The following is a 23,750-nucleotide window of genomic DNA, read 5'->3' as shown; positions in this document are numbered from 1 at the left end:
CATAAGCTTCCCGCACTCAGCATAGCTACCAACTACCTCACAATAAGTTTTCACGCACATAGCGTATATTACAATCGTCATTCTTCTGTCCTCTTATTCTTCAAACATTTTCCGGGGAAGAATTTTATCGCACTCTATACATCTACGTCTTTCCCCTGAATAAACTGTAACATCCTCTGTTGAGCCTATTGGTGTATCGTCATAATCGAAACATAATCCCCTACGAACTGTTTCCATCATGTAGTATCCGCTAACAGAGCCACAAAACGGGCATTTCTTTAGTTCTTTCATCATTCTACCTCCGCAAAGTCAAACAAAAATTCTTTTACTGTTTGTCCTGTGTACTTATATGCTCTATCATCTACATAAATCTGTGCTGGCAACTTCGTTCTAGTGATTCCGACATAATCTAAATCATCGAAAAACAATGTATTTGGTTCAATAACTTCTGCCTTTAATGTGAATTCTTGTTCGTCCCACCATTCTTTTATCTGTTTTGGTTCTCTTGTTGATAAAATAAATACGGGTATCTTCATTGTATTTAAAAGTAATATCAAATCTAAGATTTCAGGGTTGTACTCATCATAAATACTCCCATCCTGCCAACCTTCAGAATATTTGTGTATTACTCCGTCAAAATCAAATGCCACTGCATGACCTTTTTTTATATTCAATTTCATTCTTCCACTCTCCTATTCTTCCGGCCAAACAAGTCTCTGTCCGCAATCTACATTTGGACATCTGGCAGGACTCCACTCTTTAACTTCCACTTTTTTTGGGCAGCTGTTTTTCCAGCGCTTCGATTGCCAGATCAAGCGCTTTATTTATGTCTCCGACACCTTCCGGTAAAATAACTTCTACTTCGATAATTCCATCAATAAGCTCAATCGCTTCTCTAACTTTCTTTTCGTCCATCTTCTATTTCAGCCCTTTCTGCACGTTCTTCAGATGCTCTACAATAACGCTTTCGCTTACTCTGCAATCATTCAGATATCTATATCCCTCTTCTAGCAAGTATAATCTTGTTTCTCTCGACTCCGGATTTCCCGTTTTATATCGACACATCCATTCTTTCCACACATTATATTCGCAAATTACAATGCTGCTGCCATCCGGAAGATTGTAACGATAGTATGTTTCATTCTTCTCCGGTACTTCAAACCAGATTGGCCATTCATGGAAGCCTTTCAGGAACTCTTTTCTCTTGTCATTGTTTGTAAGTACCGGAAAATCCGGTTTCGATTGTTCTGTCTGCGTTTTCCTATCTTCCCGGTTTTCATATTCTGCCAGTTTTTTCATTGCGTCTCTCAATAATGTTTTCTCTTTTATAACTGCTACTCCGCAGTGATATTCTGTGTATCTCATAAGTTCCTCCTACATTTTCTTTTCTAAAAACTTCGCTGCGTCTGCGAATCCATTTTCTTTCAACTCATCAAGAATCCTGTCAAAATTCGCCATCTTATATTTCTCATTTCCTTTGTCATGCGACTCTTGGCATACCGCGATTCTTTCCACGTCAAGCCCCAGTCCGTACTTAGCATTTAAGTGCACCGCATAATCTTCTAGCGTTACATAATGTTCCCCAATCCAATCAAGATCGAGTGTTTTTTGCGTTTTATTCAAAAACTCTTTCCGGAACTTTTGAAGTCTCTGCTTTCCAAAACCAAATTCATCCGCCAGAGTCATTCCAGTAACGCAAGTCATTGTTGCGTATAGATTCGCAGACAACTGCTTCCAGAATTCATCAATCTGCTTGTCTGTATAGGCTAACGGCGCTTTCAAGACACCGCGCCTTTTTATTTCTTTCTCCAGGTAAGCGAGATCATGCTCTTTCACAATATTCGCAGCATATAGCATCCCTTGTATTCTCGCTTCGTACTCTTTATCTCTTTTTGCCATCTTCTGTCCCCGGTTCTTTCACGATTTTCATGTTTTCCAGTTGGCTCTTGCTGCATTTACGCTTTACTGCATCGCATGCAGCCGTCCATTTCGTTTCAAATCCGGGCGGAGCAGATGCAATTTTCTTATCTGGACATTTAATTGCTCTAAATCCCATGTTTTTACCTCCCAAACGGCATTACCGCCGTATCTTCCGTTTCTTTTTCTTGCTACCGACAAAAATCGGCTTATTTTTCTTCTTCATCGTCATTCCCCCAGTAGTTGCCGCTCTAAATTGTCCATGTCATAGCTCCGGCTTGGGAAATTATTAAAACGATCACGTTTGGCGGTCACTTCCTGCCTTGTCTGATCACTTCTCCCAGATCTTTCCCATGTACGGACAGCGGCTTTCCAGTCCTTCATTCGATTTTTCCCAATCATCCAACCTTTCGAGTCGTAAAAATTAATAAATGTTTGTGGGGCTACGCAATTACCACGCTCTTCGCAGTAAGCGCGCACCTCTTCTTCTGTCGGCGGTGTAAACCGCCTTTTATTTTTAACATTAACATTATCATTTACATTTACATTTACATTATCATTAGGTTCGGCTTTGGTTATCTCTTGGTTATTACTTGGTTTCTGTTTGGTTATCGTTTGGTTATCGGATATAACACTTTCGGTTACGTCTTGGTTATCGTTTGGTTCTTGTTTGGTTTTAGGTCTACCACCTTTATTCCCATTCCGATACCTCTTGTTATTCGCATCAATCTGAGGTTTACATAATGTAAAAATTGCTTTCGTTATTCCGCTTACTTCCGGCTCTTCTTCATACAATCCGTATTTCATAATTGCCGATACCGTCTTTTTAAACTCTTCTTCCGGCAACTCCTCGATCGCTTCCCAAAAACTCCGATAGAACACCATACTGTCTCTCATTGTTCCACCTCTATTTCCACTTCGATTCTTGGATTTTCCGAATCCACGGCGAACCTGTCAGAAAATCCTGTAATTTCTTTCCACCCGTCATTTTTCAAGACTTTGGCTTCCACAAGCGCATCCTGAATGACTTTCCGGCCGAAAGAACTAATATTATCTAAATCTCTACGTCTGTTTTTCTCGAACCACGTATACCTCATATACACCGGCTTTTGAATTCTTAATCTGCCCAATTGCTCATATATAGCGCACAGCACCTTTTCTTCATTACGATGCTTCACGGTGCTGCCTTTGTATTGGTTCGTTCTGCACGCAGCTATGTAATCGTTTAAATTATCAAGTCTGCCATGTATTACCAGCTTGTACACCACAATACTCCTTTCTCCTCCCACCGGAGTGGGAGGTTGAAACAATGGCTCACGGTAACGTGTGATATATTAAAAATCCTTAGATCATAAGGCTATAAATAGTTTTTATGGAATTCGCAAATAAAATCTTCGCGAGTTCCGATATGTTCTTCGTAATAGAGCTGGCACATTTTTTTCAATTCCAGATCTATTTTCCCGTTCGGGTTCTGATGTACGCTATCTTTTCCGTTCTGGTGTAAGTCCCACCGCAGCGGTGCGATAAATCCATACTTTTCACATAACATTCGCTCTCCGTGCGTATTATGGAAAATATGATGGCGTTCTACTGCAAAGCTTCCGGTATACATACATCTATCCATATCATCGGTAAAAATGCTTTTTAGACGTTTAGCCAATATCAACACCATACTTTTCTCTCAGAATCCGCTTTTCGTCCGGAGATGCAATCTCTGCATCAGTCATGCCGGCGTCTTTACATTCTCCTACAAGACCGTCAATCAACCGCGCCATTTCTTCGCTGTTGTAAGTGTGGGAACCTCTCAAAAGCTTATATGTACGATACATAACGCCGTCTACTCCCTCACGCACCTGAGAAGTCGGCTGCAGATGATAATCCATTGCATTATTTACTTGCTTTTCCGCCTGTTCCGTATCTGGTATGGTAGCAAAAGCGCATTTCCCCTCGAAGATCACCGGCTGTCCATATAAACGCAGCATGTGATTGTGCATCTCCTGATTCGACGTATGCAGAAGTTTTGCGAGCTTTGTGCAGAGTACCCAGTAGTATGCATTTGCGTCCAAGCTTCTCTGGCGCCGGTATTTCTTTATTTCAAGGCTCAATTTCTCTGAGTCTTTCAACTCCTCATATGTCTCTTTAACGTCATCATTTGACTCAAACAGTAATAGCGGACGACCTGTCGAATAGTCAATAATCGGTTCCCTCAATTTGCCTGTTAACTTCATTAATCATCACCGTATTTCTTTTTGAAGCTGGACAAAATCTGCCCGGCCTGGATGGCTGTTAGCGTTTTATCATCAAGGTTGTTTGATGCATACAGCGCAAGAATGTCTATTTTGTGCTTCTCGCAGATTTCCCTGATTGTATTTTTCTGCGCCGCTGTCGCTGCCTCTTGCTTTTGCTCTTTCTGAAATTCATCCGTATCAGCATCTTTCGTATCATCAAGAAGCAGAAGTCCATTTAAAGCATATTTACGCGCATATGACGATGCCGTACCGGTAATCTGACTCTCATCCATGCCTTTTTTTGTTTCCGCCTCTCTTGCATAAGCTGTTGCAGCAATCGTATGATCCGTCTCTGTGTCTAAGATTGTTGCTGTTGCCTTGACATAATATCGTTCGCCCACAAGCATCATTTCGTCCTGAAGCAGGAAAGCAACCTTGTACTTTTCTTCATACGGCTTCACTGCTTCCAAGATTCCCTCTGCATTTCTGTACATGTAGCCGCCAAAAGAATTCTTCAAATTTTTCGGCGCCTTAATCTGCTGCTGAATGCAGGATAATTTTTCTATCAAACTACTCATCTTCCGATTCTCCCTCTTCGTACATATCTTTCAAACAGTTCTCGCACCAAGCATGTCCCATGAAGTCCTCTATGCATTCCTTCTCGTTAAAAATGGGTTCCCCGCATTTCCAACATATTCCAAGAACTTCGGATTCATCCGGTGGAGTGGTTTTCCATTCATCATAATATGGTATTGTTTCCATCGTTCTCTCCGATCTTGTCCACCGCTTTCTTTAACAGCTCTTCCAAAGCTTCAATTGCTTTATCGGCATCAGCATCACTTTCTACAAATATGTCGATGTCATACTTACCCTCCGGGGAGAAACCGTTATTCTTTGCAGTAACCCATATTGGATATCCATAATTGGAAATCCCGAGAGAAACATACGGATATCCATTTTCTCCTTGCCCTCGTTCGGCTATCTCTAAAACCAATGTTAAAATCTTATGTAGCTTTTCTCTATTTACCATCTGTTTCCTCCTCGGAAAATCTGATTTCCATTAAATCCGCAATCAGCAAATATTCTTTCGCCTTTTTACTGTCTCCGTGTGTTTCTTTTACTTTTTCTCTAAATTCCTTTAAGTTTCCGCAAAAGCATCCACATTTCACACCAACCTCACCATTTTCAGCTTTGTAAAATGTAGTAGTACGATATTCCGAACCAAAACCATGTACAGTAGCATAATCCGCATTGCCGGACACCCGAGCATTGCCGAACACCTGAGCATCGCCGGACACCTGAGCATCGCCGAACACCTGAGCATTGCCGAACACCTGAGCATCGCCGAACACCTGAGCATTGCCGAACACCTGAGCATAGCCGGACACCCAAGCATCGCCGAACACCTGAGCATCGCCGGACACCCAAGCATTGCCGGACACCCAAGCATTGCCGAACACCCAAGCATTGCCGGACACCCAAGCATTGCCGAACACCTGAGCATCGCCGGACACCCAAGCATTGCCGGACACCCAAGCATTGCCGAACACCTGAGCATCGCCGGACACCTGAGCATCGCCGGACACCCAAGCATTGCCGAACACCCAAGCATTGTCGGACTGGTTTAAATTTCCCTCTTTTTCTACATATCCGCCTAACTCTCCCTCTTTTACATCTCCAAAAGAGATCAGGGCTTTAATTCTAAATAGTTTTTTTCCAAACACTGTAATAAATTCACTTGTTAATTCAAATTTTCTCATTTGACTTTCTCTCCACTTTCTTTTAAAATAAAATTGACTTTTTTCTAGGGCGCTTAGGCTTGCCGGCCATTTTAAGCGCTCTTTCTTTTTGCCGGTCTGGCACGTGGCCGGATATCGATTAACTGGATCTCTTTCTTTTGCTTTTCCTCGACCTTAATTTCTCGCATCCCATTTACCTCCCGCATTATTACTTTCACTTCATCTGTTTCCACAACGGCAATAATCTCATCGCCGATTTTCGCTATTCCTTTTTTCATAAAGCTCTTCCCACCTCTCCTTAACCTCTTCCAATGGTATATGCAGCTCTTCTGCTGCCTTGTAGAGATTTACTGTGTAATGCAATCTGCTACAACCTTTGTTTTTAATTGCATCCCCAAACTTAAACCTTCCTCTTTGGATTCCTATCCGCAATTCCTGCGGAGGGATGTTTAAAATGCGGGAGGCCTCTTGTGCTCTAACTGTTGTTTTCACAATTATCAGCTCCTGTCTTTTCTGCTTTCTCTTTTTCAGAAACCATTCTTTCTGCAGAACCTAACAAATAACCTTTGTCGAATTCTGACATCTTCGGAAGAGCTTCTGAGATAGATTCAATAATTTTTTTCTCTTTTTCTGACATTAAATAACACCTCTTTGCTTTTCTTTTATATTCTTAACTTGGTTTAATTATATATTAACTCATTTAACTTGTCAACACTTTTAACTTAACTTAGTTAAATATTTTTCTTGATTTATTTGCTTCATTATGATATAGTTAAATTAGGAAAGAGGTGATTACATGGAAACCATTAGAGAACGTATTCTTTTTTTATTAGAAGAGAAAGAGATAACAAAAACTGAATTTGCCAGCAAACTAAACATTACGCAAGCATACGTCTCTAAAATTACAAATAAAGGTGCGATCCCAAGTGATAGACTTATAGAGGATATTTGCGAAAAATTTAATGTAAATGAAGAATGGCTTCGAACCGGCAAAGGAGAAAAGTTCGTTGCATTGAATAGAACACAACAGATTGCGAAACTCACGACTGACTTATTTAAGGGAGAAAAGGATTCTTTTAAAGAAAGGCTGCTCTTTGCATTATCCAAGTTGGATGAGAGCGACTGGAAAGTTCTTGAACGAATTGCGAATGATTTGATAAAGGAAAAGGACTAGGTTTCCCTAATCCTTAAGCCTTTTAATAATTTCAATGATGAGAAGAAGTATTTCTTCATCTTCTGTCTCATTAAGCAATTTAATAATGGTTTGTTTGTACTCTTCGCAGTTCATTGTGTACCCTCCTCTGTTTTGGAACGCACGTTCGAAATTCCTTGATTAAATCTTACAACATTCGTGTGAGAATTTCAATACGTTTCCCGAACATTTGTTCTGTTTTATTTTACCATTTCTGGTTATCTACTAATTAGACAGATGAGTTTTTGAAAACTTACACAAAACAGAGGAATCGTCCCAGATATGGGACACTTATAAAAAATCGGACTCTATCAGATCGGATATCCGGATTTTCAGACCTTTAGCTAACTGCTCAAGAGTGTCTGCGGTCGGAGATACATCTCCATTCGTAATCCGGCTGATTGTCGATTTGGATAGTCCGGTAAGTATAGACACTTGCCGGACAGATAGATTTTTATTGTACATGATTTTACCTAACAGAATACGCATGTACTTATTTTAAATAGCCACGGTACCGGAAATCTACCGGGAAAAACTGGAAATGAAATTAATATATCCGCTTCGGCGTTTATATATAGTATGGTTTTTGTTTAGAAAAGGAGAAAAAGAAATGAAAAAGAAAATTGTAACTTTATTATTAGCAGGAGTTCTTGCTGTATCAGCGGTTGCTTGTGGGGGTTCTGACACCGAGCCAAAAGCAGAGCAGAAAACAGAACAGAAAGAAGAAGTAAAAAAGGAAGAAGCAAAAGAAGACTCCGAAGAAGCTCCGGCAGAAGAAGCTGACGATGGAGTTATTAACTTTACAACAGATGCTTTTAATGTAACTTATACTCGTCACGAATTCGGAACGGATTTCGAAGGAAATAAAGCTCTTCTGTTTTATTACAACTTCACAAATACGGGCGAAGAAAACGCCACAGCAAGTGTAACCGCCAATGTGCAGTGCTTCCAGGATGGCTCCGAGTGCGAAATGGCTGTAATGGCAGAAATGAATGATGCTATGAATAATTACGCTCTGAATGAGGTGCAGCCTGGCGGAACTGTGGAAGTGTGTCAGACTTATAAGTTAAAGAGTGATTCGGAAATTACAATCGAAGCCTCTGATATGTTCTCTTTCGATAATAAAAAAGATGTCCAGAAAATTGCCGTGCAATAGCACTAACCTCTTAAAATATTTATAAGAGAGGATGAGAGAAAATGGGATTTCGTTTTAGAAAGAGCTTCAAAATCGCTCCTGGCGTGAAGTTCAATCTAAACAAAAACAGCCATAGTTTTACTTTTGGCGGAAAAGGAATGCACTACACAGTGAATTCCAAAGGAAAAAGAACAAAAAGTTTTGGAATTCCCGGAACTGGTCTGTATTACACAGAAACAGAAGGTGGAAATACCAAAGGGAAAGAGAAAGGTAATGAGCCAATGGGCAGAAAAGCATCGAAAGATAACAGTGGTGGATGTCTTGGATTCGTTGTCGCAATTGTATTACTCGCTCTTGCGTTAGTTGTGTACTCCCTTTTGTGGATACCAGCGATACCACTTTTAGTATACTTTTTTATGTCAAAGAAGTATAGGACAAACAGGATTAGAAATGTTTCGATATGTTCCGTAGTTTTAGCAACATCTCTATTAGTGTTTGCTTGGCTTGGAAATTCTCCGGAATTAGAGTCCATATCTGCGGAATGGGAAAAAGAAAAATTTAACATCGGCGATGTCGTGGAGGTAGAAATAGACGCTAACCCGTCGGACGCAGAAATAGAAAATTTGGAATTGTCTGAAAATGACATTGCAACGCTTGAATACAAAGACGGGAAAACCACTATCACATTCACGGATGCCGGAAAAGCATCGCTATACTTTACAGCAAATGAAGAAATCAAAAGTGATGCAGCAGACATAACTGTCGTAGATCCAGAGGAAGAAGCCCGTTTGAAGGCAGAGGAAGAAGAACGAATCAGACAAGAGGAAGAAGCAAAAGCCGCCGAAGAAGAACGCATTAGGCAAGAACGGGCTGCCGCAGAAGCTGCAGAGCAAGAACGCTTAGCACAGGAACAAGCAGCTCAAGAACAGGCTGCCCAAGAGCAAGCTGCAATAGCCCAGCAAAATGCCGAAGATCCTATTGTATATATAACAAATACAGGGTCAAAATATCATAATGCTGGTTGCCGAACATTAAAATCCAAAATTGAAAAACGCTTATCGGAAGTTCGGGGTATTTATGGACCATGCGGAATTTGCCATCCACCACAATAATTAATTAAATAAAAACCGCCCCTGCGCCAACAGGAACGGTTGCACGGTGCAAATGCACCACATATCCGAAGATATGCACATTGTCTTGACAAGCATATTGTATCATCTTCGGAACAGCCGCACAATACCAAACTGTTGTTTGTGTTTTGGCTGTTATTTTTATACCCAAAAATAGAAAGGAAGATGAATTATGGCTAAAAAACAGAAGCATCCAAACTTGCCAAATGGTTTTGGCAGCATCCGGCGCCTATCCGGGAACCGTACAAACCCTTACGCTGTACATCCTCCGGTTACGGAATATACAGACCTCGGAAAACCAATTACTCCAAAGGCGCTCTGCTATGTGAATGACTGGTATGTAGGATTCGCAGTATTGACCGCATATAAAGCAGGCACTTACAAACCAGGAATGGAAAAAGAACTTGCCGTTATGCGAGCTATGGACGGAACGGATATGAACAGCTTTACGCAGCGGATTCTGGCTGATCTGAACCGGATGAAGCCTGCGCCGGATGAGCACGAAAAGACATTCGCAGAATTGTATGAGGAATTTTATAAATGGAAATTTGAGGGGAAGAAGGAATATAGTGATTCATCTAAGTATTCTTCCGCTGCCTCTTTCAAAAATTGTAATGCCGTGCACAACAAAGCGCTTTCCAAAATTAAATATGAGGATCTGCAGAGAATAGTAGATGCAAGCACATTAAAACACTCAAGTTTGGAGCTGATTGTTACGTTATGCAAGCAAATGTTCCGTTATGCCCTTGCACAAGGATACATCGACAGGAATCCCACAGAGCTGCTGCGCATTAATGTCGCAGATGACGATATACATGGTGTCCCGTTTTCTCAAAAAGATTTAGAACGCCTTTGGGATCATCGAGAGGACGATATTGCACAAATATTACTGATTCTATGTTTTTCTGGATATCGTATCGGAGAGTTAAAGGTAATTACAACCAATTTAAAAAGCCGAAGCTTCCAGGGCGGTTTAAAGACAAGGACTAGCAAAGAGCGTGTTGTTCCGATACATTCTCTTATTCTTCCGATCGTAGAGGAGCGCATAGAAAAATACCAATGCCTAATGCCATACTCTTATGCGACATTCCAGAGATATCTACCGGATTATCTCTCTTCTATAAACGTTGGAGAGCATACTTCTCACGACTGCCGGCACACGTTCTCTACCCTGTGCGAAAAATACGGTGTAAGGGAGAATGACCGAAAGCGGATGCTCGGACACAAATTTGAAGACATTACAAACGGAGTGTATGGACATCGATCTCTGGAAGACCTCCGGAAAGAGATCGAAAAAATTTGTCTAAAACGTGTTGCAAATAAAGTGCAAAAAATATCGTAAATGCGACTAAAATTAATTACAATACGTCACTCAAAAAACCGTGTTTTATCGCATAAAATCAATGTTTTTCCGCATTTTACAATGTTTTCAAAGAAACCGCCATTTTAAGATTGATTTAAGATTCGATAGAATGTGTTTCTTTACTTAATTTTTGTAGGACAGTTGTCTTTATCTTTGCATTTCTTAAGTCTTTGTTAATAAATTTTCGTTTTCTTTTAGAAACTCAACATACTTTAGACATATTTTTAACGTATACTAAGAGTCAGATAGATGAGGAAGACTCAACTATCTCCCCCTCATAAAGTAATCACTTGGTGGAATAAACCATAACAAGTGACACTTTACTCTCATTCCTTTAGATAACTATAAAACCAACGAAACCCGTTAGCCGGAAGGTTAGCGGGTTTTCGCTGTTTCTGTATTTACAACCGTTTTCAGAAGTCTTTCTGTGTTATAATAGACAGTATATTGAATAAGATTTGAGAGGACACAGGAAATGAGAGATGTTCAAAATAAAAAGAATATTTATCGGATATGTTTTATTAGTTTTATCATCATCAACATTGGACTTATTTGGTTCTATATTAAATTCGAGACTCAGTACCAACCAAGAATGCGTGGGATTGAATTTCTGATCCCATATTTGTGGTTCAGCATGGCAATGTTGGGCGCAGTTGTGATATTTTACTATCATTTGAAATTTCAGAAAACACGATGTTGGACGGAAGAGGGATGTTGATAAGCTTTGTACAGAAACTAAAAGACATGGGCTTTTCCTGTTCGATGGATGATTTTGGAAGCGGATATTCTTCCCTCAATATGTTAAAAAGTATTCCGATTTCGACGATTAAGCTGGACGGAAAAACGTTTGCAGAGCAGGAAAAAGAACGGGGAAAAATCGTCAGCAAAGGAATTATCCGAATTGCCCGGGAATTAAATATTGAAGTTGTGGCAGAAGGTGTAGAAACAAGAGAATATGTAGATTTTCTGAAAGAGCAGAAGTGTGATATGATTTAAGGATATTATTTTGGAAAGCCAATGCCTGTAGAAGCATTTGAAAAACTAATGAGTTAATTTTTTTAAGTTTGCCAGAATAAAGATGTAAATAAGGCACTACTGATAGTTAGTTTATATGTTCTTATGAGGATTTGACCCGAATTTGACCGAGAACATCTTGGAATGTTTACGCATTTTACAAAGCTGTATATTTACAACGTGCTTAATGGGTGGTATATTATAGATATAAACAAGGCACTACTGATAGTTGGTTAGTCCAAATAGATTAATTACTCAAAAGAGTAACCGCAACCTTTTGGCTGAGGGGCGGTTACTTTTTTGATTGATTTATATACGCAATTAAAATCGTTACAACAATACTAAGTATCATTAGTACGATGGAGAGCATTTCAAAATCACTCATAAGTCAAGCCCTCCTTTCCCAGATTTCCCGCAAGCAGGATTTCTATGTAATCAGAGGGTTCAGGTCTACGCTGCCGCTTCGGTCGTTGCTAAACGAGTGCCGCTGGCACTCAGCAACCCCTGTTGAAGGACTAACCGCCTACCATTCTCATGTAGTGCCTTGTCTTATTTTATCAAAGGAACTGTCTTGTGGCAATATGTTTTTAGATAAGTATGTTCTTGTAAAATGCCATAAAGTATTATGAAAGTGAGAGTACAAAATTCGTAGGAAAAGTTGCAAAACTTAACAAATATTCCTTTAGAAAAATTTGACCGAAAAGCAATTCCGATAGACGTAGAAACAGCGAAAACCCGCTAACCTTCCGGCTAACGGGTTTCGTTGGTTTTATAGTTATCTAAAGGAATGAGAGTAAAGTGTCACTTGTTATGGTTTATTCCACCAAGTGATTACTTTATGAGGGGGGTGATAAATGAGTGTTCCTCATCTATCTGACTCTTAGTATACGTGAAAAATGTGTCCAAAGTATGTTAATATTCTAAAAGAAAACGAAAATTTATTAACAAAGACTTAAGAAATTACAAATCCATACAAAATATCTTTTTCCGCATCTATATGATATTCTGCTTCTACATCACTTCCCCAACTATCAATCCCTCCTACACCGCGAACAGCGCCGCAGATAGAAAGTACCGTTCTTCTTGCCGGAGGCAGTTCTTCTTGATGCGTTGCATTTTCCAACTCTTCTGCCGTATACGGAAGACAGGAAAAAGCAAATGGTTTTCCACTTGACCGGAATGTAAGTCCGGTTTTTTCCACATTTGTGGAAGAGTTATCCAAAACATTTGTGCGGTATACTGTGACAGATTCTGTTTGCATATGCATTCCGCAATCCTGCGGAACCAGATACGGTGTAACCGGAAGCCCTTTGACTTCGTAACTTCCCTGAACTCCTCCTGCCATTCTATCCGGGTACGTTTCTCCTGAAAGTCCTTCATACATATAACCGGATGCTTTTGTCGGCATAATAAAACGGATACCAAACACCGGAAGCTCCGGTAACCCTTTTTTTCCATGATAATGAACCTGAACAGCTATTCTTCCATCCGCTGTTACCGTATAAGATACTTCTACTGCTGTACTTGGAACTGTAATCGTCTTATAAGTAAAGATAATTTCTGCAGTGTCAGCAAAAGTTGGAACGTTATAGCAGTTGTTATCCGGCGCAAGCAGCTTTTCAATCTGCTGACCGTCTATCAGAACCTTAATATCAACACATTTCTGAAAAATGTCTGCACTCATCCACATCCCTGATTTTAACGGAAATCCATTCCCGCGGTCATTATCTGTCGTTGCTCTCCAAAATGTAGGCTGCGGAATACGATACAGCCACTCTTTTCCATATTTTCTCAGCGACTCCAGACCGCCCTTCTGATACGAAAAAATATAATGAAATGCTTCTCCATGGATTCCGAGTGTCACATCTCCAAATATAATTTTCATCTTATTTGTGTAATCCATAGTAATATTTTACCTCCTGCATTGCCGGTTTCTCTACGCGATTTGCAAATATCAGTCCATTTCCGGAAAATTCATAGTCAGATGGCCGGTCGTCAAAATCTCCGCCGTAGCGCAGCACTTCTTTTCCTGTTACTTCATCTTCTACATAAATCGCCTGGTCAATGTAGTCCCATATAAACCCGCCCTGATATTCTTTGTATTGATCAATCAAATCGATATAAGATTTCATTCCTCCGAGCGAATTTCCCATATCATGCATATATTCACACAGAATAAACGGTTTTGACGGGTTATCTTCCAGGTATTCCCGGATTGCGTCCGGTTTGGCGTACATCCGGCTCTCCATATCTGAAATACAGTCGCGATAAACAGGATTATGAACTACGCCTTCATAATGTACAAGACGATCCGGATCTGTTTTTTTGTAAAAGGCATTCATTTCCTTCAGTACGTCTCCTGCATATGACTCATTTCCAAGTGACCAAAATAAAATAGAAACATGGTTTTTCAATACTTCAAACTGTGTCTTGGCGCGGTCTAAAACGGCATTTTTCCAACAGGAAACACTTCCCGGCACATTCCAGGACGGCTCTATTGCATCCATTTTCTGCCAGGAACCGTGACTTTCAAGATTTGTTTCTGCCATTACATAGACTCCCGCCGCATCACATCTATAATACCAGCTCATCCGATCCGGATAGTGACAAGTCCTCACTGCATTGATATTATTATTTTTTATACACGCAATATCGAATATTTCGTCTTCATCAGAAATGCATCTTCCACTTTTCGCATTCCACTCATGGCGATTTACTCCATTTAAAATCAAACGTTCTCCATTTAGTTTCATGATCCCATCTTCAAGAACGATTTTACAAAATCCAATTGGATATGGCACTACTTCGATTGGTTCTCCGTCTTCAATATATAACCGGAGTTCCAATGTATATAAATCAGGATGCCGGTGATTCCAGAGTTTCACTTCCTCCGGTATCAAAAAGCGCTGATGCATTGAGAATGCTGCCGGTACATTATAAGATAACATAACTCGTTTTCCATCCAGAAGCCGAATATTTACATACGCCTGCGCTATCATCTTCTCTGCAGCCTGCTCTTCGTTCTCCGCACAGGAAAGTTTCAGGTCAATGTCCAATGAAGCTTCTTCGTTCTCTTTTCCACTGCTTTCCGGGCAGCGCGGATGTACCCACAGATCTTCTACATGTAATTTGGGCAGTCCATATAGATTCACATCGCGAAAAATCCCAAAAAATCTAAAGAAATCCTGATCTTCCAGAAAGGCAGCTGTACTGCGTTTATGTACTTCTGCTGCAAGTACGTTTCCTTCATCTTTTATGTAAGGTGTGATATCAAATTCTGATACAGTAAAACTGTCCTCCGCATATCCGACAAATTGTCCATTGACCCAAACATAGATTGCCTGTTCTGCACCTTCAAAGCTTAATATAATCCTTTTCCCGCGCAAAGACTGATTCAGATCAAACGTACGCACATAAGATCCGACAGGATTGTAAGACGCTTCGCTGAACATTCCTTCCCCTGTCTCGCCGCATGTTCCTGCCGGTCTGCGGTATTCATGTCCTTCCCACGGGTACATTGTGTTAATATAGTGAATCTTATCGTATCCGGCCATTTCAATATGCTGCGGAACCTGAATCTGTCCAAACTCTGACAAGTCATATCCTTGCTCATAAAATGCGCTTGGACGTTCTTTCGCATTTACGGAATAATGAAATTTCCAGATTCCATTTAAAGACTGTCGAAGTGTTTCTTCTTTCTTCTGATATGTTTGTTCATTTTCAAAAAATCGATGATCGCTGTGTGCATCAAGTCTATTTACCCGAAATACTTCCGGTTGATCCAGCCATCTGATATCTGCCTGCATAATAATCCTCCTGAATAGTTATTCTTTTACAGCACCTGCAGTCACACCTGCAAGAATATATCTTGGGAAAAATATATAGCTGCATTGTATGATACTCCACATCATACCCGGAGACAATATTTGTAAACAAAAAAATCGCTCAGCAACAAATATTCTGGGCGATTTTCTCACGGGCAATCTCTTTCGGCCCGTTAGAGGAAAGTTATGAAAAAGAAAGTTTATTTAATAATGTGCCTGTCTGTTCAGGCTTTTGTAAAGTTCTTTATCTTTTGTTCTTTACAATTAATACTATAATGAAAAAATGTGATATAACTGTGTTCACAAAGTAAAAAGATTATGAACAGATTTTTAACAGCCATTCCCCGATATCTTCATAGACCTGCTGCCGATCCGTCTCATTCAAAATCTCATGCCGGTCACCGGGATATAGCTTGAGCGAAACATCTTTTATCCCCACACGCTTGTACTGTCGATATACTTTATCCACACCTTTCCCAAAGTTACCAACAGGATCATCTGCTCCTGCCACAAAAAGAATTGGGAGCTTCTTCGGTATCTTTTCTACATTCTGTTTTTTGGTAAGCTGCAGCATTCCGGTAAACATATGGTAATAGGCATTCACAGTAAATAAAAAGGTACACCACGGATCTTTCCGATACCGGTCTACAATTTCTGTATCTTTCGTAAGCCAGTCTACTTCTGTTCTTGCCGGACGGAATTTTCTGTTATATCCTCCAAAAGCAAGATTATTCACAAGGCGGCTTCTGTAGCGATCTCCTTTTACCGCTGCAATCGCACGGCAGAGCAGCCGCCCCATCTGAAGTTCGAAAGCTCCGTGATACCCTGTTCCCATAATAATCACACCGGACAATCCGCTTCCGTGCATTTGAATGTACTGTCTTGTCAGGAACGATCCCATACTATGTCCAAGCAAAAAATACGGAATATCCGGGTAAATCTCTTTCGTCCTCTGGCGCAGTTTATGAATATCTCCAACTACATATTCATTTCCTTTTTCTTTATGAAAATATCCGTGTCCTCCTTCTCCTGACACAGACCTTCCATGTCCCAGATGATCCTGACCGACAACATAAAATCCTTTCTCACACAAATACTCTGCAAATTCATCATATCGTCCAATATATTCTACCATCCCATGACTGATCTGAAGCACCGCCTTTGGCTTCTGTGTAGGAATCCACTCAATGGCATGGATTGAAGTCACTCCATCACTGGATGGATAAAAAAATTCTGATTTCATATTACTATCTGTCTTCCATTCTTATATATTCTCGATGTGGTGCAAGTGATTTGTAAGCCGGACGAATAATCTTATCTACATTCTTCAGTTCTTCTAACCGGTGAGCACTCCACCCAACAATACGGGCTGCTGCAAAAATCGGTGTATACAATTCTTTCGGAAGGTTCAGCATACGATACACAAGCCCGCTGTAAAAATCAATATTGGCATTTACACCTTTATAAATCTTTCGTTTCTCTCCGATAATCTTCGGCGCAAGACGTTCTACTTTCTGGTAAAGAGCATATTCCTTTTCGTATCCTTTTTCTTTTGCAAGCTGTCCAACAAAGGATTTGAAAATATCTGCTCTCGGATCGGAAATAGAATAGACAGCGTGCCCCATTCCATAAATCAATCCCTTCCGGTCGAAAGCTTTTTTATCAAGTAACGCTTCCAGATACGCACAAATCTGTTCTTCATCTTCCCAATCTGTCAAATGTTCCTTCATATCTTCAAACATCGACGTAACCTTAATATTCGCACCTCCATGCTTCGGTCCTTTTAGAGATGCCATCGCTGCCGCAAAAGTCGAGTAGGTATCTGTACCTGACGAAGTTACTACATGCGTAGTAAAAGTTGAGTTATTACCGCCGCCATGATCCATATGAAGCACAAGCGCCATGTCGAGAATCTCTGCTTCTAATGTCGTATATTTCTTATCCTCTCTAAGCATCATCAAAATGTTCTCCGCCATAGAGAGCTTTTTCGATGGAGCGTAAATAAACAGATCGTTGCCCTGCCGGTAATTATATGCATGATAACTGTAAACCATCAGCATCGGAAACTGACTGATCAGATTCAGACATTGACGCAGTACATTCTCTGTATCGGTTTCATCTGCCTTCGGATCATAGGAATAAAGGTTCAAAATCGATCTGGAAATACTTACCATCATGTCTTTGCTTGGAGCCTTCATAATAATGTCCCGCACAAAGTTAGATGGAAGCGTTCTTCTGTCAACGAGAGTCTGCTGAAATTCTTTCAATTGTTCTCTGTTCGGCAGTTCGCCAAACAACAGTAAATATGCAATCTCTTCAAAGCCGGGGTGATTCTCTTTTCGAAATCCTGCCACGAGATCACGAATACTATAACCACGATAATAGAGATTTCCTTCACACGGAACTTCTTCTCCATCCACAATCTTCTTTGCCCGAACATCTGATACATTCGTAAGTCCTGCAAGAACACCTTTACCATTCAGGTCACGCAGTCCTCGCTTGACGTCGTACTTTGTGTAAAGCTCCCGTTCAATTGCATTGCTCGTATTGCACAATTCTGCATATTTCCGGATCTCCGGTGTTATATCAAATAAAATATCCTGTGTTTCTGGCATATGCTTCTCCCCTTTCTTCTAATCAAGTAAACCATCAAAGTCAGAAAATTCTGACTTCTCTGCTGCTAAGTTACTTTATTATACTAAATTGAAGTTCATAATACAAGAAAACACAGGATTAAATATTTGTTACAAATCTAAAAATTTTATTATTTTACACTATCTATGCGGTTTGTCTGTGACTCTGAGAACGCCTTCCAATTTCATTTTTTCACCCGGAATCGGTTCAAAACTGTCTGTTTTATGAATCCGGTTTCCGTACATGCAGATTTCTTCAATGTTCTGAGCGGAAACAAGACGATCATCAAAACAATAGAAATCATTGTCGCGGATCTCAAGATATTTATGATATCTCACACCATCCTCATATTTTTTGGCGCTTGGGGACACCTGGATCGGCGCCTCGCCCCAGTCAGGTACATAGGCGCAATCAATAAAGCGGTTTTTCTCAAGAAGAATTGATTTCGTTGCACCGGATTCAAACCAGTAATTTGAATCCCCCTCGATTAAAATTGCTGCCCCTGCCGAGCGGAACGTATTATCCCGCACAATTACTTCTCCTGCACTTGTGAGCAGCAATCCTCTTGCCCGGTTATTCTGGAATGTACATCCTTCCACAAGAACATCCGGAGCATAATCTTTGTTCTCCACAACAAAGCCTTCCTGCAAACCTTTTACCGGTTTTGCAAATCTCATGTACTGATAATCTCGGTTCAGCATTTTATGTTCTGCAAGCACTTCCGCTGATACATCCAGCATTGTTTCATTGTTGATCACACCAAACGTCTCACCGGATTTTCCAAGCGGCACTCCTTTTTGCATTCCTTCCACAAGTTCTACAAGAACTTCGCTATCGCTAAGCACCTTGTGGATACGTCCGTAAATACCGTGAATATTTACAGGATCATCCAGCTGATTTTCAAGGAAACAGTCTTTGATCAAAATCTGTCCTTTACAGTAAATACAATGGAATCCATCTGCTGTTATAGTGAAAACACGTTTTTTTACCGGATGAATCCTGATATCAAACCGTTCCATCGTAAGATTTTCATCAAATTGTGCAATCACAGCCATTCCGGTACAATGATAAAGCATAATATCTCTTAACACCGTATTTTTACTATATGTCACATAAAATGCCGGATGCGTCCGGGCGTGATGCCGCAGGATCAAATGATTTCCAACTTTTGAAGTTTTCAGAAATTCTCTGTCGCCCATCAGCGTAACTTCCACAAGTCCTTCTGAAAGTTCTTTAAATACCGCGCCGTAAGACCATGAATATGGACGATTAAAGCTAATGTCATGTCCCATGTACACCGGTGCCATGCGCTCTGCATCCATTTCCAGACATCCATGAGTCATCTCGCAGAAGAAATTCTCTCCCCGGAAAAATAACCTTCCGTGAAGAATCTCGTACGGATATTCTTCTTTATTGATTTCCATTACCATGCGCTTTGGTTCTAATTCCCGGATGACTGCCTCCGAATATCCCGGTCGCTGAAAATCAATCGTAATTCCTTCAACAGTCACATTTTCACATGAATGAATATAGAACGGAAGAATGTCTGTATGGAATCTAAATTCCGTCTTATTTCCACGCAATGTCAAATTGCGGCAGCCTGTCAAATCAAAGGCAATCTTCTTGATCGTATCTTCATCGTGATTTGAAATATATAATAGTTTCTCTTCTGCATAATCCGGATAAAAGTGATATACGCCTTCTTCAAAGAGAATTTCTGTCTCTTCTTCGCAGGCGCGGCATTCATCCAGAAGCTTTCTTAACTTCAATGTATTCTCCCGGAAATCTCCCGGGAGAATCTGAAATTCCTTTACCTGAATCTGTCTCATTTTAAATTATACTCCTGTCCGGAACTTCCACTAACCTTTTACACTTCCAAGCACAAGTCCCTTTGTAAAATATTTCTGCAGGAACGGATAGATCAGCATAACCGGAATCGCTCCGAGGAATAACTGCGCTGCACGTCCTGTTCTGGCATTCATCTGCACAAGAAGACGCTGAATATCTCCGCCTGCTCCTTCCTGCATAAGAATCTGCTCAAAATTCTGAAGTAATGTCTGCAAATATGTCTGCAATGGATAGTTATCCGGGTTGTTCATGTAGATCATTCCACTGAACCAGTCGTTCCAATGGGAAACGATGCAGAACAAACCAACTGTTGCCAGCGCCGGTTTTAATACCGGAAGGATTACTTTGATTAATATCTGGAACGGCGTCGCACCGTCGATTGCTGCTGCTTCTTCCATCTCTTCCGGAAGGCCTCTCATGAAATTCATAAGAATAATCATGTTATATACCGGAAGCGCTCCCGGTAAGATCAGTGACCAGATTGTATCCTTTAAACCAAGCTTTGTAACAACTAAGTAAGTTGGAATCATACCACCGCTGATTAACATTGTCAACACAAAAAATGCCATATAAATATTTCTTCCGGATACTTTTTTACTTGTTTTTGACAGCGGATATGCTGTAATGACCATTAATACAAGATTTAGTCCGACACCAAGCACAACTCGTTCTACAGAGATCAGTAATGATCTCACAAATTTGCCTCCCTGCAGCGCATATTCATAGGCTGACAGTGTGAAATCTACCGGCCACAGACCTACTTTTCCGGCATTTACCGCCGCGCTTCCACTGAAGGATACTGCAAGCAGGTGAACGAACGGAAGCACACATGTCAGGGAAACGAGAACTAAAAATGTAATATTAACTACATTAAAAATAATACTTCCTTTTGTCTTATACTCTTTCATGTCCTTCCCCTTCCTAGAAAATACGATATCCTGCAACTTTATCTGCAAGAACATAAGAAGTAACAACCATTACACAAGATACTGCTGATTTGAACAGACCGATTGCCGCACCTACCGAATACTGTGCCTGCTGAATACCAAGACGGTAAACATATGTATCAATAATATCTCCTGTCTCATATACGATCGGAGAATACAGGTTAAAGATCTGGTCGAAGCCTGCATTTAATACACTTCCAAGAGCAAGCACTGTCATCAGGATGATTGTCGGCATCAGCATCGGAAGCGTAATATATTTGATTCTCTGCCATCTCGTAGCGCCATCTAAGATCGCTGACTCGTAAAGTCCCGGGTCGATGCTTGTAAGCGCTGCCAGATAAACAACTGTTCCGAAACCGAAGCCCTTCCAGATATCCGTAATGATCATCGTCCACGGGAATACCTTCGGACTTCCAAGGAAATTAATAGCGGGCAGACCAATCGATACAAGAAGCTGATTGATCGCTCCGTCCTTTGCCAGAAGATCCATGAGCACACCTGCCATAATAACCCATGATAAGAAGTTCGGGATATAAACTAATGTCTGGAACGTTCTTCTTAATTTATTGGAAATCACTTCATTTAACAGAAGTGCAACGAATACCGGTACGATAATTCCACCAATCAATTTGAAGAACGCGATATAAAATGTATTCCATATCGTACGCAGAAATGCCGGCTGACTAAATAAATATTTAAAATTGTCCAGTCCTACCCATGGGGAAGAAAAGCCCATACCAGGGTTATATTTTTGAAATGCAATGATCAAACCATACAGCGGAATATAGCTGAAAATAAAAACCAAAATCACTCCCGGAAGAAGCATGAGATGATATTGCCATTGTTTTTTTAACTTTGAACGCATATTGTCGTCTCCTTCTCAAATAAAAGATGTCCCTTGCTAAGCTGCTCCTTAGTAGGGACATCCTCTCTCAAATATTATTTACACAATTCGTTTACTTCTTCTGTAGCTTTTTCTCCACCTGCAGTTTTCCAGTTTTCTACAAGTGTATCAAAGTATTCAATCGGTTCTTCACCTACAATAATCTTTGTAAATCCTTCTTTTAAGATATCATCTAGTGTACTTCCGGAATTCAGAAGCGTTTCTACCTGCTGTCCCCAGTAAGCATCTTTAATGTAGCGCTCCTCATCGATCACTTCTTTAGAAATACGGTATGCTGATTTCGGACTTCCCTGCTGCATATAATCACCTAGTGCTGCCGGATTTTTGTTTTCAATCCAGTCTACACAGTTGTTATATTTAACAGCATCTTTACCAAGCTCTGCCGGATCTACTTCTTCACCATTCTGGTATTTTTCCAGATAATCTGTTACTTTTTCAAACTGAATGTAGTCTGTCATCGGATTAACTACACGTAATGCATATGGAATAGTTAAATATGCATTATCAAAGAAGCTGTTAATAAATTCCGGATCTTCTTTTCCCTGAGATTCATCCATCATGTATGCATAGAAGTTTAACAGTTTTACTGCTGCTTCCGGATTCTGACAGTCTTTGCTTACTACAACATAACCATAGTTAGAATATGTAATGTTAGATTTTACTTCTTCACCCGTTGCTGTCGGGATTGCATATGCATCCATAACGGCTTCCGGTCCCTGATTAGAGACCACGTCCGGTCCCGGATTGTATCCAACCCACTGTGCGTAAGGCATAATGCCTACTTCACCGTTAATGACTCCCTGGAACATCTTGTCCATATCTGTTGTTGTGAATTCTGCATTCAGAAGTCCATCTTTATACCACTGTGCATATGTTGTCAGAACATCCTTCATCTGCGGCTGAACAGAACCATATTCCAGGTTTCCATCTTCGCCTTCTACCCAGATACCCGGATGTGCTCCCCATGCCGGCGCCATTACAAACATACAGTCAAGATTCTGGTCTTCTGTGAAAGCATATTTGCTTCCCTGTGCCATGAATTTCTTTCCGAGTTCTTCCATATCTTTTACTGTTTTGATATCTTTCAGTCCTGCCTGATTTCCCCAGTCCTGACGAACCCACACCTGGTTTGGCTGGTCGATAATTCCATAGGAAAGCTGTGGAATACCATATAATTTTCCGTCTCTTTTACCTGTCTCAAAAGTATCACTCTCAGATTCCATATATCCTTTTAATGCATCAGAAGCGTATTTGTCAAAGCTCTCTGTCATATCCCAGATTAAGTCTGCCTCGATCAACTGCTGAAACTGCTGATCATTTACACAAAATACATCCGGAAGATTTCCGTCCGCGATTGTCAGGTTCAATTTTGTTGAATAATCATTAGATACCCAGTCATTTGTTACTTCAATGTTCAGTCTTTCTTTGTAAGCACGGTACCACGGGTTGTCATCGTAGCTGTCGCCTTCCTGCCACTGAATACCGGCATTTTCCGGAAGTACAGTAGAGATTTTCACTGTCTCACTGTATTTTTCAAGCGGTCCTTCCGGAGCCTCTACCTTTTTCTGTGTTTCTCCTTTTTTGTTTGCGCTCTTATCTTCTCCTTTTGTCATACAGCCAGTCATACCGAATGCCATGCAGCCTGCCAGAAGAAATGCCAGCGCCTGTTTTCTCTTTTTCATACACTTTACTCCTTTCCCACGAGTCGCCTTTCTTTTTCTAATGCCTATTCTAAAAAAATATTTAGCAAATATATAGCAAATATTTTTACATTTTTTCAATTTTTTATCTTCTTTTTACAATCATGTCAATTTTTTATAAGTATTGCAAGATATTATAACTAAAGAACTTTGCGTTACATTTTCCGGCATGATA

The 23,750-nt window shown here is 40.5% G+C and carries 31 protein-coding genes; 6 read left to right on the top strand and 25 right to left on the bottom strand.

Going from position 1 to position 23,750, the window contains the following annotated elements:
- Window positions 1–93: 93 nt before the first annotated feature.
- The 16 genes from KFE17_12025 to KFE17_11950 form a co-directional block, all read right to left on the bottom strand.
- Entirely contained in the window at window positions 94–291 is a 198-nt protein-coding gene (locus KFE17_12025; protein QUO33707.1) for a hypothetical protein, read from the bottom strand.
- Window positions 291–680: a hypothetical protein gene (locus KFE17_12020; GenBank protein ID QUO31570.1), complete on the bottom strand. Its 390-nt coding sequence runs from the start codon at window positions 678–680 to the stop codon at window positions 291–293. Before KFE17_12020 ends, KFE17_12025 begins: the two co-directional genes overlap by 1 nt.
- A 79-nt stretch (window positions 681–759) precedes the next feature.
- Entirely contained in the window at window positions 760–915 is a 156-nt protein-coding gene (locus tag KFE17_12015) for a hypothetical protein (protein ID QUO31569.1), read from the bottom strand.
- A gap of 3 nt (window positions 916–918) precedes the next feature.
- On the bottom strand, window positions 919–1,365 hold the full coding sequence (locus KFE17_12010) for a hypothetical protein (protein QUO31568.1): 447 nt from the start codon (window positions 1,363–1,365) through the stop codon (window positions 919–921).
- Window positions 1,366–1,374: 9 nt separating this feature from the next.
- The gene (locus tag KFE17_12005; protein ID QUO31567.1) at window positions 1,375–1,899 is read right to left on the bottom strand and encodes a hypothetical protein; all 525 of its coding nucleotides are present in this window, start codon (window positions 1,897–1,899) and stop codon (window positions 1,375–1,377) included.
- A complete protein-coding gene (locus KFE17_12000; protein QUO31566.1) occupies window positions 1,883–2,056 on the bottom strand; it encodes a hypothetical protein in 174 nt (57 codons plus the stop codon). The genes KFE17_12005 and KFE17_12000 overlap by 17 nt, the downstream gene beginning before the upstream one ends.
- 89 nt (window positions 2,057–2,145) lie before the next feature.
- Complete coding sequence (locus tag KFE17_11995) at window positions 2,146–2,814, bottom strand: hypothetical protein (protein QUO31565.1); 669 nt, start codon at window positions 2,812–2,814, stop codon at window positions 2,146–2,148.
- Window positions 2,811–3,188: a RusA family crossover junction endodeoxyribonuclease gene (locus KFE17_11990; protein QUO33706.1), complete on the bottom strand. Its 378-nt coding sequence runs from the start codon at window positions 3,186–3,188 to the stop codon at window positions 2,811–2,813. Before KFE17_11990 ends, KFE17_11995 begins: the two co-directional genes overlap by 4 nt.
- An 86-nt stretch (window positions 3,189–3,274) precedes the next feature.
- On the bottom strand, window positions 3,275–3,577 hold the full coding sequence (locus tag KFE17_11985) for a phosphoenolpyruvate carboxykinase (GenBank protein ID QUO33705.1): 303 nt from the start codon (window positions 3,575–3,577) through the stop codon (window positions 3,275–3,277).
- Window positions 3,570–4,145 (bottom strand): hypothetical protein, encoded by a 576-nt coding sequence (locus KFE17_11980; GenBank protein QUO31564.1) that lies wholly within the window; start codon window positions 4,143–4,145, stop codon window positions 3,570–3,572. Before KFE17_11980 ends, KFE17_11985 begins: the two co-directional genes overlap by 8 nt.
- Window positions 4,145–4,723: an ERF family protein gene (locus tag KFE17_11975; GenBank protein ID QUO31563.1), complete on the bottom strand. Its 579-nt coding sequence runs from the start codon at window positions 4,721–4,723 to the stop codon at window positions 4,145–4,147. The genes KFE17_11980 and KFE17_11975 overlap by 1 nt, the downstream gene beginning before the upstream one ends.
- On the bottom strand, window positions 4,716–4,907 hold the full coding sequence (locus tag KFE17_11970) for a hypothetical protein (protein ID QUO31562.1): 192 nt from the start codon (window positions 4,905–4,907) through the stop codon (window positions 4,716–4,718). Before KFE17_11970 ends, KFE17_11975 begins: the two co-directional genes overlap by 8 nt.
- Window positions 4,885–5,175, bottom strand: coding sequence for a hypothetical protein (locus tag KFE17_11965; GenBank protein ID QUO31561.1), 291 nt, complete (start codon window positions 5,173–5,175; stop codon window positions 4,885–4,887). The genes KFE17_11970 and KFE17_11965 overlap by 23 nt, the downstream gene beginning before the upstream one ends.
- Window positions 5,165–5,905, bottom strand: coding sequence for a hypothetical protein (locus KFE17_11960; GenBank protein ID QUO31560.1), 741 nt, complete (start codon window positions 5,903–5,905; stop codon window positions 5,165–5,167). Before KFE17_11960 ends, KFE17_11965 begins: the two co-directional genes overlap by 11 nt.
- Before the next feature lie 71 nt (window positions 5,906–5,976).
- Window positions 5,977–6,162, bottom strand: a complete 186-nt coding sequence (locus KFE17_11955; GenBank protein ID QUO31559.1) for a hypothetical protein — start codon at window positions 6,160–6,162, stop codon at window positions 5,977–5,979.
- A 197-nt stretch (window positions 6,163–6,359) separates the two neighbouring features.
- Entirely contained in the window at window positions 6,360–6,521 is a 162-nt protein-coding gene (locus KFE17_11950) for a hypothetical protein (protein QUO31558.1), read from the bottom strand.
- Between the two features lie 159 nt (window positions 6,522–6,680).
- Between KFE17_11950 and KFE17_11945 the strand changes: the two genes are divergently transcribed.
- Window positions 6,681–7,058, top strand: a complete 378-nt coding sequence (locus KFE17_11945) for a helix-turn-helix transcriptional regulator (GenBank protein ID QUO31557.1) — start codon at window positions 6,681–6,683, stop codon at window positions 7,056–7,058.
- A 309-nt stretch (window positions 7,059–7,367) separates the two neighbouring features.
- Here KFE17_11945 and KFE17_11940 read toward each other — a convergent pair whose 3' ends face one another.
- Window positions 7,368–7,565 (bottom strand): helix-turn-helix transcriptional regulator, encoded by a 198-nt coding sequence (locus KFE17_11940; protein ID QUO31556.1) that lies wholly within the window; start codon window positions 7,563–7,565, stop codon window positions 7,368–7,370.
- Window positions 7,566–7,686: 121 nt separating this feature from the next.
- Here KFE17_11940 and KFE17_11935 point away from each other — a divergent pair, with 121 nt between their 5' ends.
- From KFE17_11935 to KFE17_11915, 5 genes are all read left to right on the top strand, one after another.
- Window positions 7,687–8,232 (top strand): DUF5067 domain-containing protein, encoded by a 546-nt coding sequence (locus KFE17_11935; protein QUO31555.1) that lies wholly within the window; start codon window positions 7,687–7,689, stop codon window positions 8,230–8,232.
- A gap of 41 nt (window positions 8,233–8,273) precedes the next feature.
- Window positions 8,274–9,323, top strand: coding sequence for a DUF4236 domain-containing protein (locus KFE17_11930; GenBank protein QUO31554.1), 1,050 nt, complete (start codon window positions 8,274–8,276; stop codon window positions 9,321–9,323).
- 190 nt (window positions 9,324–9,513) lie between these two features.
- On the top strand, window positions 9,514–10,683 hold the full coding sequence (locus KFE17_11925; protein QUO31553.1) for an integrase: 1,170 nt from the start codon (window positions 9,514–9,516) through the stop codon (window positions 10,681–10,683).
- A 496-nt stretch (window positions 10,684–11,179) separates the two neighbouring features.
- Window positions 11,180–11,422 carry a hypothetical protein gene (locus KFE17_11920; GenBank protein ID QUO31552.1) on the top strand — a complete coding sequence of 81 codons (243 nt, stop codon included), beginning with the start codon at window positions 11,180–11,182 and terminating at the stop codon, window positions 11,420–11,422.
- Window positions 11,398–11,700 (top strand): EAL domain-containing protein, encoded by a 303-nt coding sequence (locus tag KFE17_11915; GenBank protein ID QUO31551.1) that lies wholly within the window; start codon window positions 11,398–11,400, stop codon window positions 11,698–11,700. Before KFE17_11920 ends, KFE17_11915 begins: the two co-directional genes overlap by 25 nt.
- A gap of 970 nt (window positions 11,701–12,670) precedes the next feature.
- On the opposite strand, the gene KFE17_11910 is transcribed toward KFE17_11915, so the two are convergent.
- The 8 genes from KFE17_11910 to KFE17_11875 form a co-directional block, all read right to left on the bottom strand.
- On the bottom strand, window positions 12,671–13,621 hold the full coding sequence (locus KFE17_11910) for a beta-galactosidase small subunit (GenBank protein QUO31550.1): 951 nt from the start codon (window positions 13,619–13,621) through the stop codon (window positions 12,671–12,673).
- The gene (locus KFE17_11905) at window positions 13,605–15,524 is read right to left on the bottom strand and encodes a beta-galactosidase (GenBank protein ID QUO31549.1); all 1,920 of its coding nucleotides are present in this window, start codon (window positions 15,522–15,524) and stop codon (window positions 13,605–13,607) included. Before KFE17_11905 ends, KFE17_11910 begins: the two co-directional genes overlap by 17 nt.
- Window positions 15,525–15,858: 334 nt before the next feature.
- The gene (locus KFE17_11900) at window positions 15,859–16,785 is read right to left on the bottom strand and encodes a lysophospholipase (GenBank protein ID QUO31548.1); all 927 of its coding nucleotides are present in this window, start codon (window positions 16,783–16,785) and stop codon (window positions 15,859–15,861) included.
- Window positions 16,786–16,789: 4 nt separating this feature from the next.
- Complete coding sequence (locus KFE17_11895) at window positions 16,790–18,157, bottom strand: citrate/2-methylcitrate synthase (GenBank protein ID QUO31547.1); 1,368 nt, start codon at window positions 18,155–18,157, stop codon at window positions 16,790–16,792.
- 159 nt (window positions 18,158–18,316) lie between these two features.
- Entirely contained in the window at window positions 18,317–20,005 is a 1,689-nt protein-coding gene (locus tag KFE17_11890) for a right-handed parallel beta-helix repeat-containing protein (GenBank protein QUO31546.1), read from the bottom strand.
- A gap of 30 nt (window positions 20,006–20,035) precedes the next feature.
- A complete protein-coding gene (locus KFE17_11885) occupies window positions 20,036–20,932 on the bottom strand; it encodes a carbohydrate ABC transporter permease (GenBank protein QUO31545.1) in 897 nt (298 codons plus the stop codon).
- A 13-nt stretch (window positions 20,933–20,945) separates the two neighbouring features.
- Window positions 20,946–21,836 carry a sugar ABC transporter permease gene (locus KFE17_11880; protein QUO31544.1) on the bottom strand — a complete coding sequence of 297 codons (891 nt, stop codon included), beginning with the start codon at window positions 21,834–21,836 and terminating at the stop codon, window positions 20,946–20,948.
- A 74-nt stretch (window positions 21,837–21,910) separates the two neighbouring features.
- Complete coding sequence (locus tag KFE17_11875) at window positions 21,911–23,557, bottom strand: extracellular solute-binding protein (GenBank protein ID QUO31543.1); 1,647 nt, start codon at window positions 23,555–23,557, stop codon at window positions 21,911–21,913.
- Between the last annotated feature and the right edge of the window lie 193 nt (window positions 23,558–23,750).

Source organism: Faecalicatena sp. Marseille-Q4148 (genome assembly GCA_018228665.1).
Classification (GTDB): domain Bacteria; phylum Bacillota; class Clostridia; order Lachnospirales; family Lachnospiraceae; genus UBA9414.
Note: the sequence above shows the minus strand (reverse complement) of the source record. Positions and strands in the feature narration are given on the sequence as shown.

Coding starts and splice junctions, on each gene's coding strand:
- KFE17_11960 (QUO31560.1), bottom strand. CDS start 5,905: ATGAGAAAATTTGAATTAACAAGTGAATTTATTACAGTGTTTGGAAAA.
- KFE17_12000 (QUO31566.1), bottom strand. CDS start 2,056: ATGGGATTTAGAGCAATTAAATGTCCAGATAAGAAAATTGCATCTGCT.
- KFE17_11900 (QUO31548.1), bottom strand. CDS start 16,785: ATGAAATCAGAATTTTTTTATCCATCCAGTGATGGAGTGACTTCAATC.
- KFE17_11945 (QUO31557.1), top strand. CDS start 6,681: ATGGAAACCATTAGAGAACGTATTCTTTTTTTATTAGAAGAGAAAGAG.
- KFE17_11970 (QUO31562.1), bottom strand. CDS start 4,907: ATGGAAACAATACCATATTATGATGAATGGAAAACCACTCCACCGGAT.
- KFE17_11975 (QUO31563.1), bottom strand. CDS start 4,723: ATGAGTAGTTTGATAGAAAAATTATCCTGCATTCAGCAGCAGATTAAG.
- KFE17_11920 (QUO31552.1), top strand. CDS start 11,180: ATGAGAGATGTTCAAAATAAAAAGAATATTTATCGGATATGTTTTATT.
- KFE17_11925 (QUO31553.1), top strand. CDS start 9,514: ATGGCTAAAAAACAGAAGCATCCAAACTTGCCAAATGGTTTTGGCAGC.
- KFE17_11995 (QUO31565.1), bottom strand. CDS start 2,814: ATGAGAGACAGTATGGTGTTCTATCGGAGTTTTTGGGAAGCGATCGAG.
- KFE17_11965 (QUO31561.1), bottom strand. CDS start 5,175: ATGGTAAATAGAGAAAAGCTACATAAGATTTTAACATTGGTTTTAGAG.
- KFE17_11905 (QUO31549.1), bottom strand. CDS start 15,524: ATGCAGGCAGATATCAGATGGCTGGATCAACCGGAAGTATTTCGGGTA.
- KFE17_11950 (QUO31558.1), bottom strand. CDS start 6,521: ATGTCAGAAAAAGAGAAAAAAATTATTGAATCTATCTCAGAAGCTCTT.
- KFE17_11930 (QUO31554.1), top strand. CDS start 8,274: ATGGGATTTCGTTTTAGAAAGAGCTTCAAAATCGCTCCTGGCGTGAAG.
- KFE17_11895 (QUO31547.1), bottom strand. CDS start 18,157: ATGCCAGAAACACAGGATATTTTATTTGATATAACACCGGAGATCCGG.
- KFE17_11890 (QUO31546.1), bottom strand. CDS start 20,005: ATGAGACAGATTCAGGTAAAGGAATTTCAGATTCTCCCGGGAGATTTC.
- KFE17_11875 (QUO31543.1), bottom strand. CDS start 23,557: ATGAAAAAGAGAAAACAGGCGCTGGCATTTCTTCTGGCAGGCTGCATG.
- KFE17_12025 (QUO33707.1), bottom strand. CDS start 291: ATGAAAGAACTAAAGAAATGCCCGTTTTGTGGCTCTGTTAGCGGATAC.
- KFE17_12005 (QUO31567.1), bottom strand. CDS start 1,899: ATGGCAAAAAGAGATAAAGAGTACGAAGCGAGAATACAAGGGATGCTA.
- KFE17_11910 (QUO31550.1), bottom strand. CDS start 13,621: ATGGATTACACAAATAAGATGAAAATTATATTTGGAGATGTGACACTC.
- KFE17_11935 (QUO31555.1), top strand. CDS start 7,687: ATGAAAAAGAAAATTGTAACTTTATTATTAGCAGGAGTTCTTGCTGTA.
- KFE17_12015 (QUO31569.1), bottom strand. CDS start 915: ATGGACGAAAAGAAAGTTAGAGAAGCGATTGAGCTTATTGATGGAATT.
- KFE17_11885 (QUO31545.1), bottom strand. CDS start 20,932: ATGAAAGAGTATAAGACAAAAGGAAGTATTATTTTTAATGTAGTTAAT.
- KFE17_11940 (QUO31556.1), bottom strand. CDS start 7,565: ATGCGTATTCTGTTAGGTAAAATCATGTACAATAAAAATCTATCTGTC.
- KFE17_11880 (QUO31544.1), bottom strand. CDS start 21,836: ATGCGTTCAAAGTTAAAAAAACAATGGCAATATCATCTCATGCTTCTT.
- KFE17_11980 (QUO31564.1), bottom strand. CDS start 4,145: ATGAAGTTAACAGGCAAATTGAGGGAACCGATTATTGACTATTCGACA.
- KFE17_11915 (QUO31551.1), top strand. CDS start 11,398: ATGTTGGACGGAAGAGGGATGTTGATAAGCTTTGTACAGAAACTAAAA.
- KFE17_12020 (QUO31570.1), bottom strand. CDS start 680: ATGAAATTGAATATAAAAAAAGGTCATGCAGTGGCATTTGATTTTGAC.
- KFE17_11955 (QUO31559.1), bottom strand. CDS start 6,162: ATGAAAAAAGGAATAGCGAAAATCGGCGATGAGATTATTGCCGTTGTG.
- KFE17_12010 (QUO31568.1), bottom strand. CDS start 1,365: ATGAGATACACAGAATATCACTGCGGAGTAGCAGTTATAAAAGAGAAA.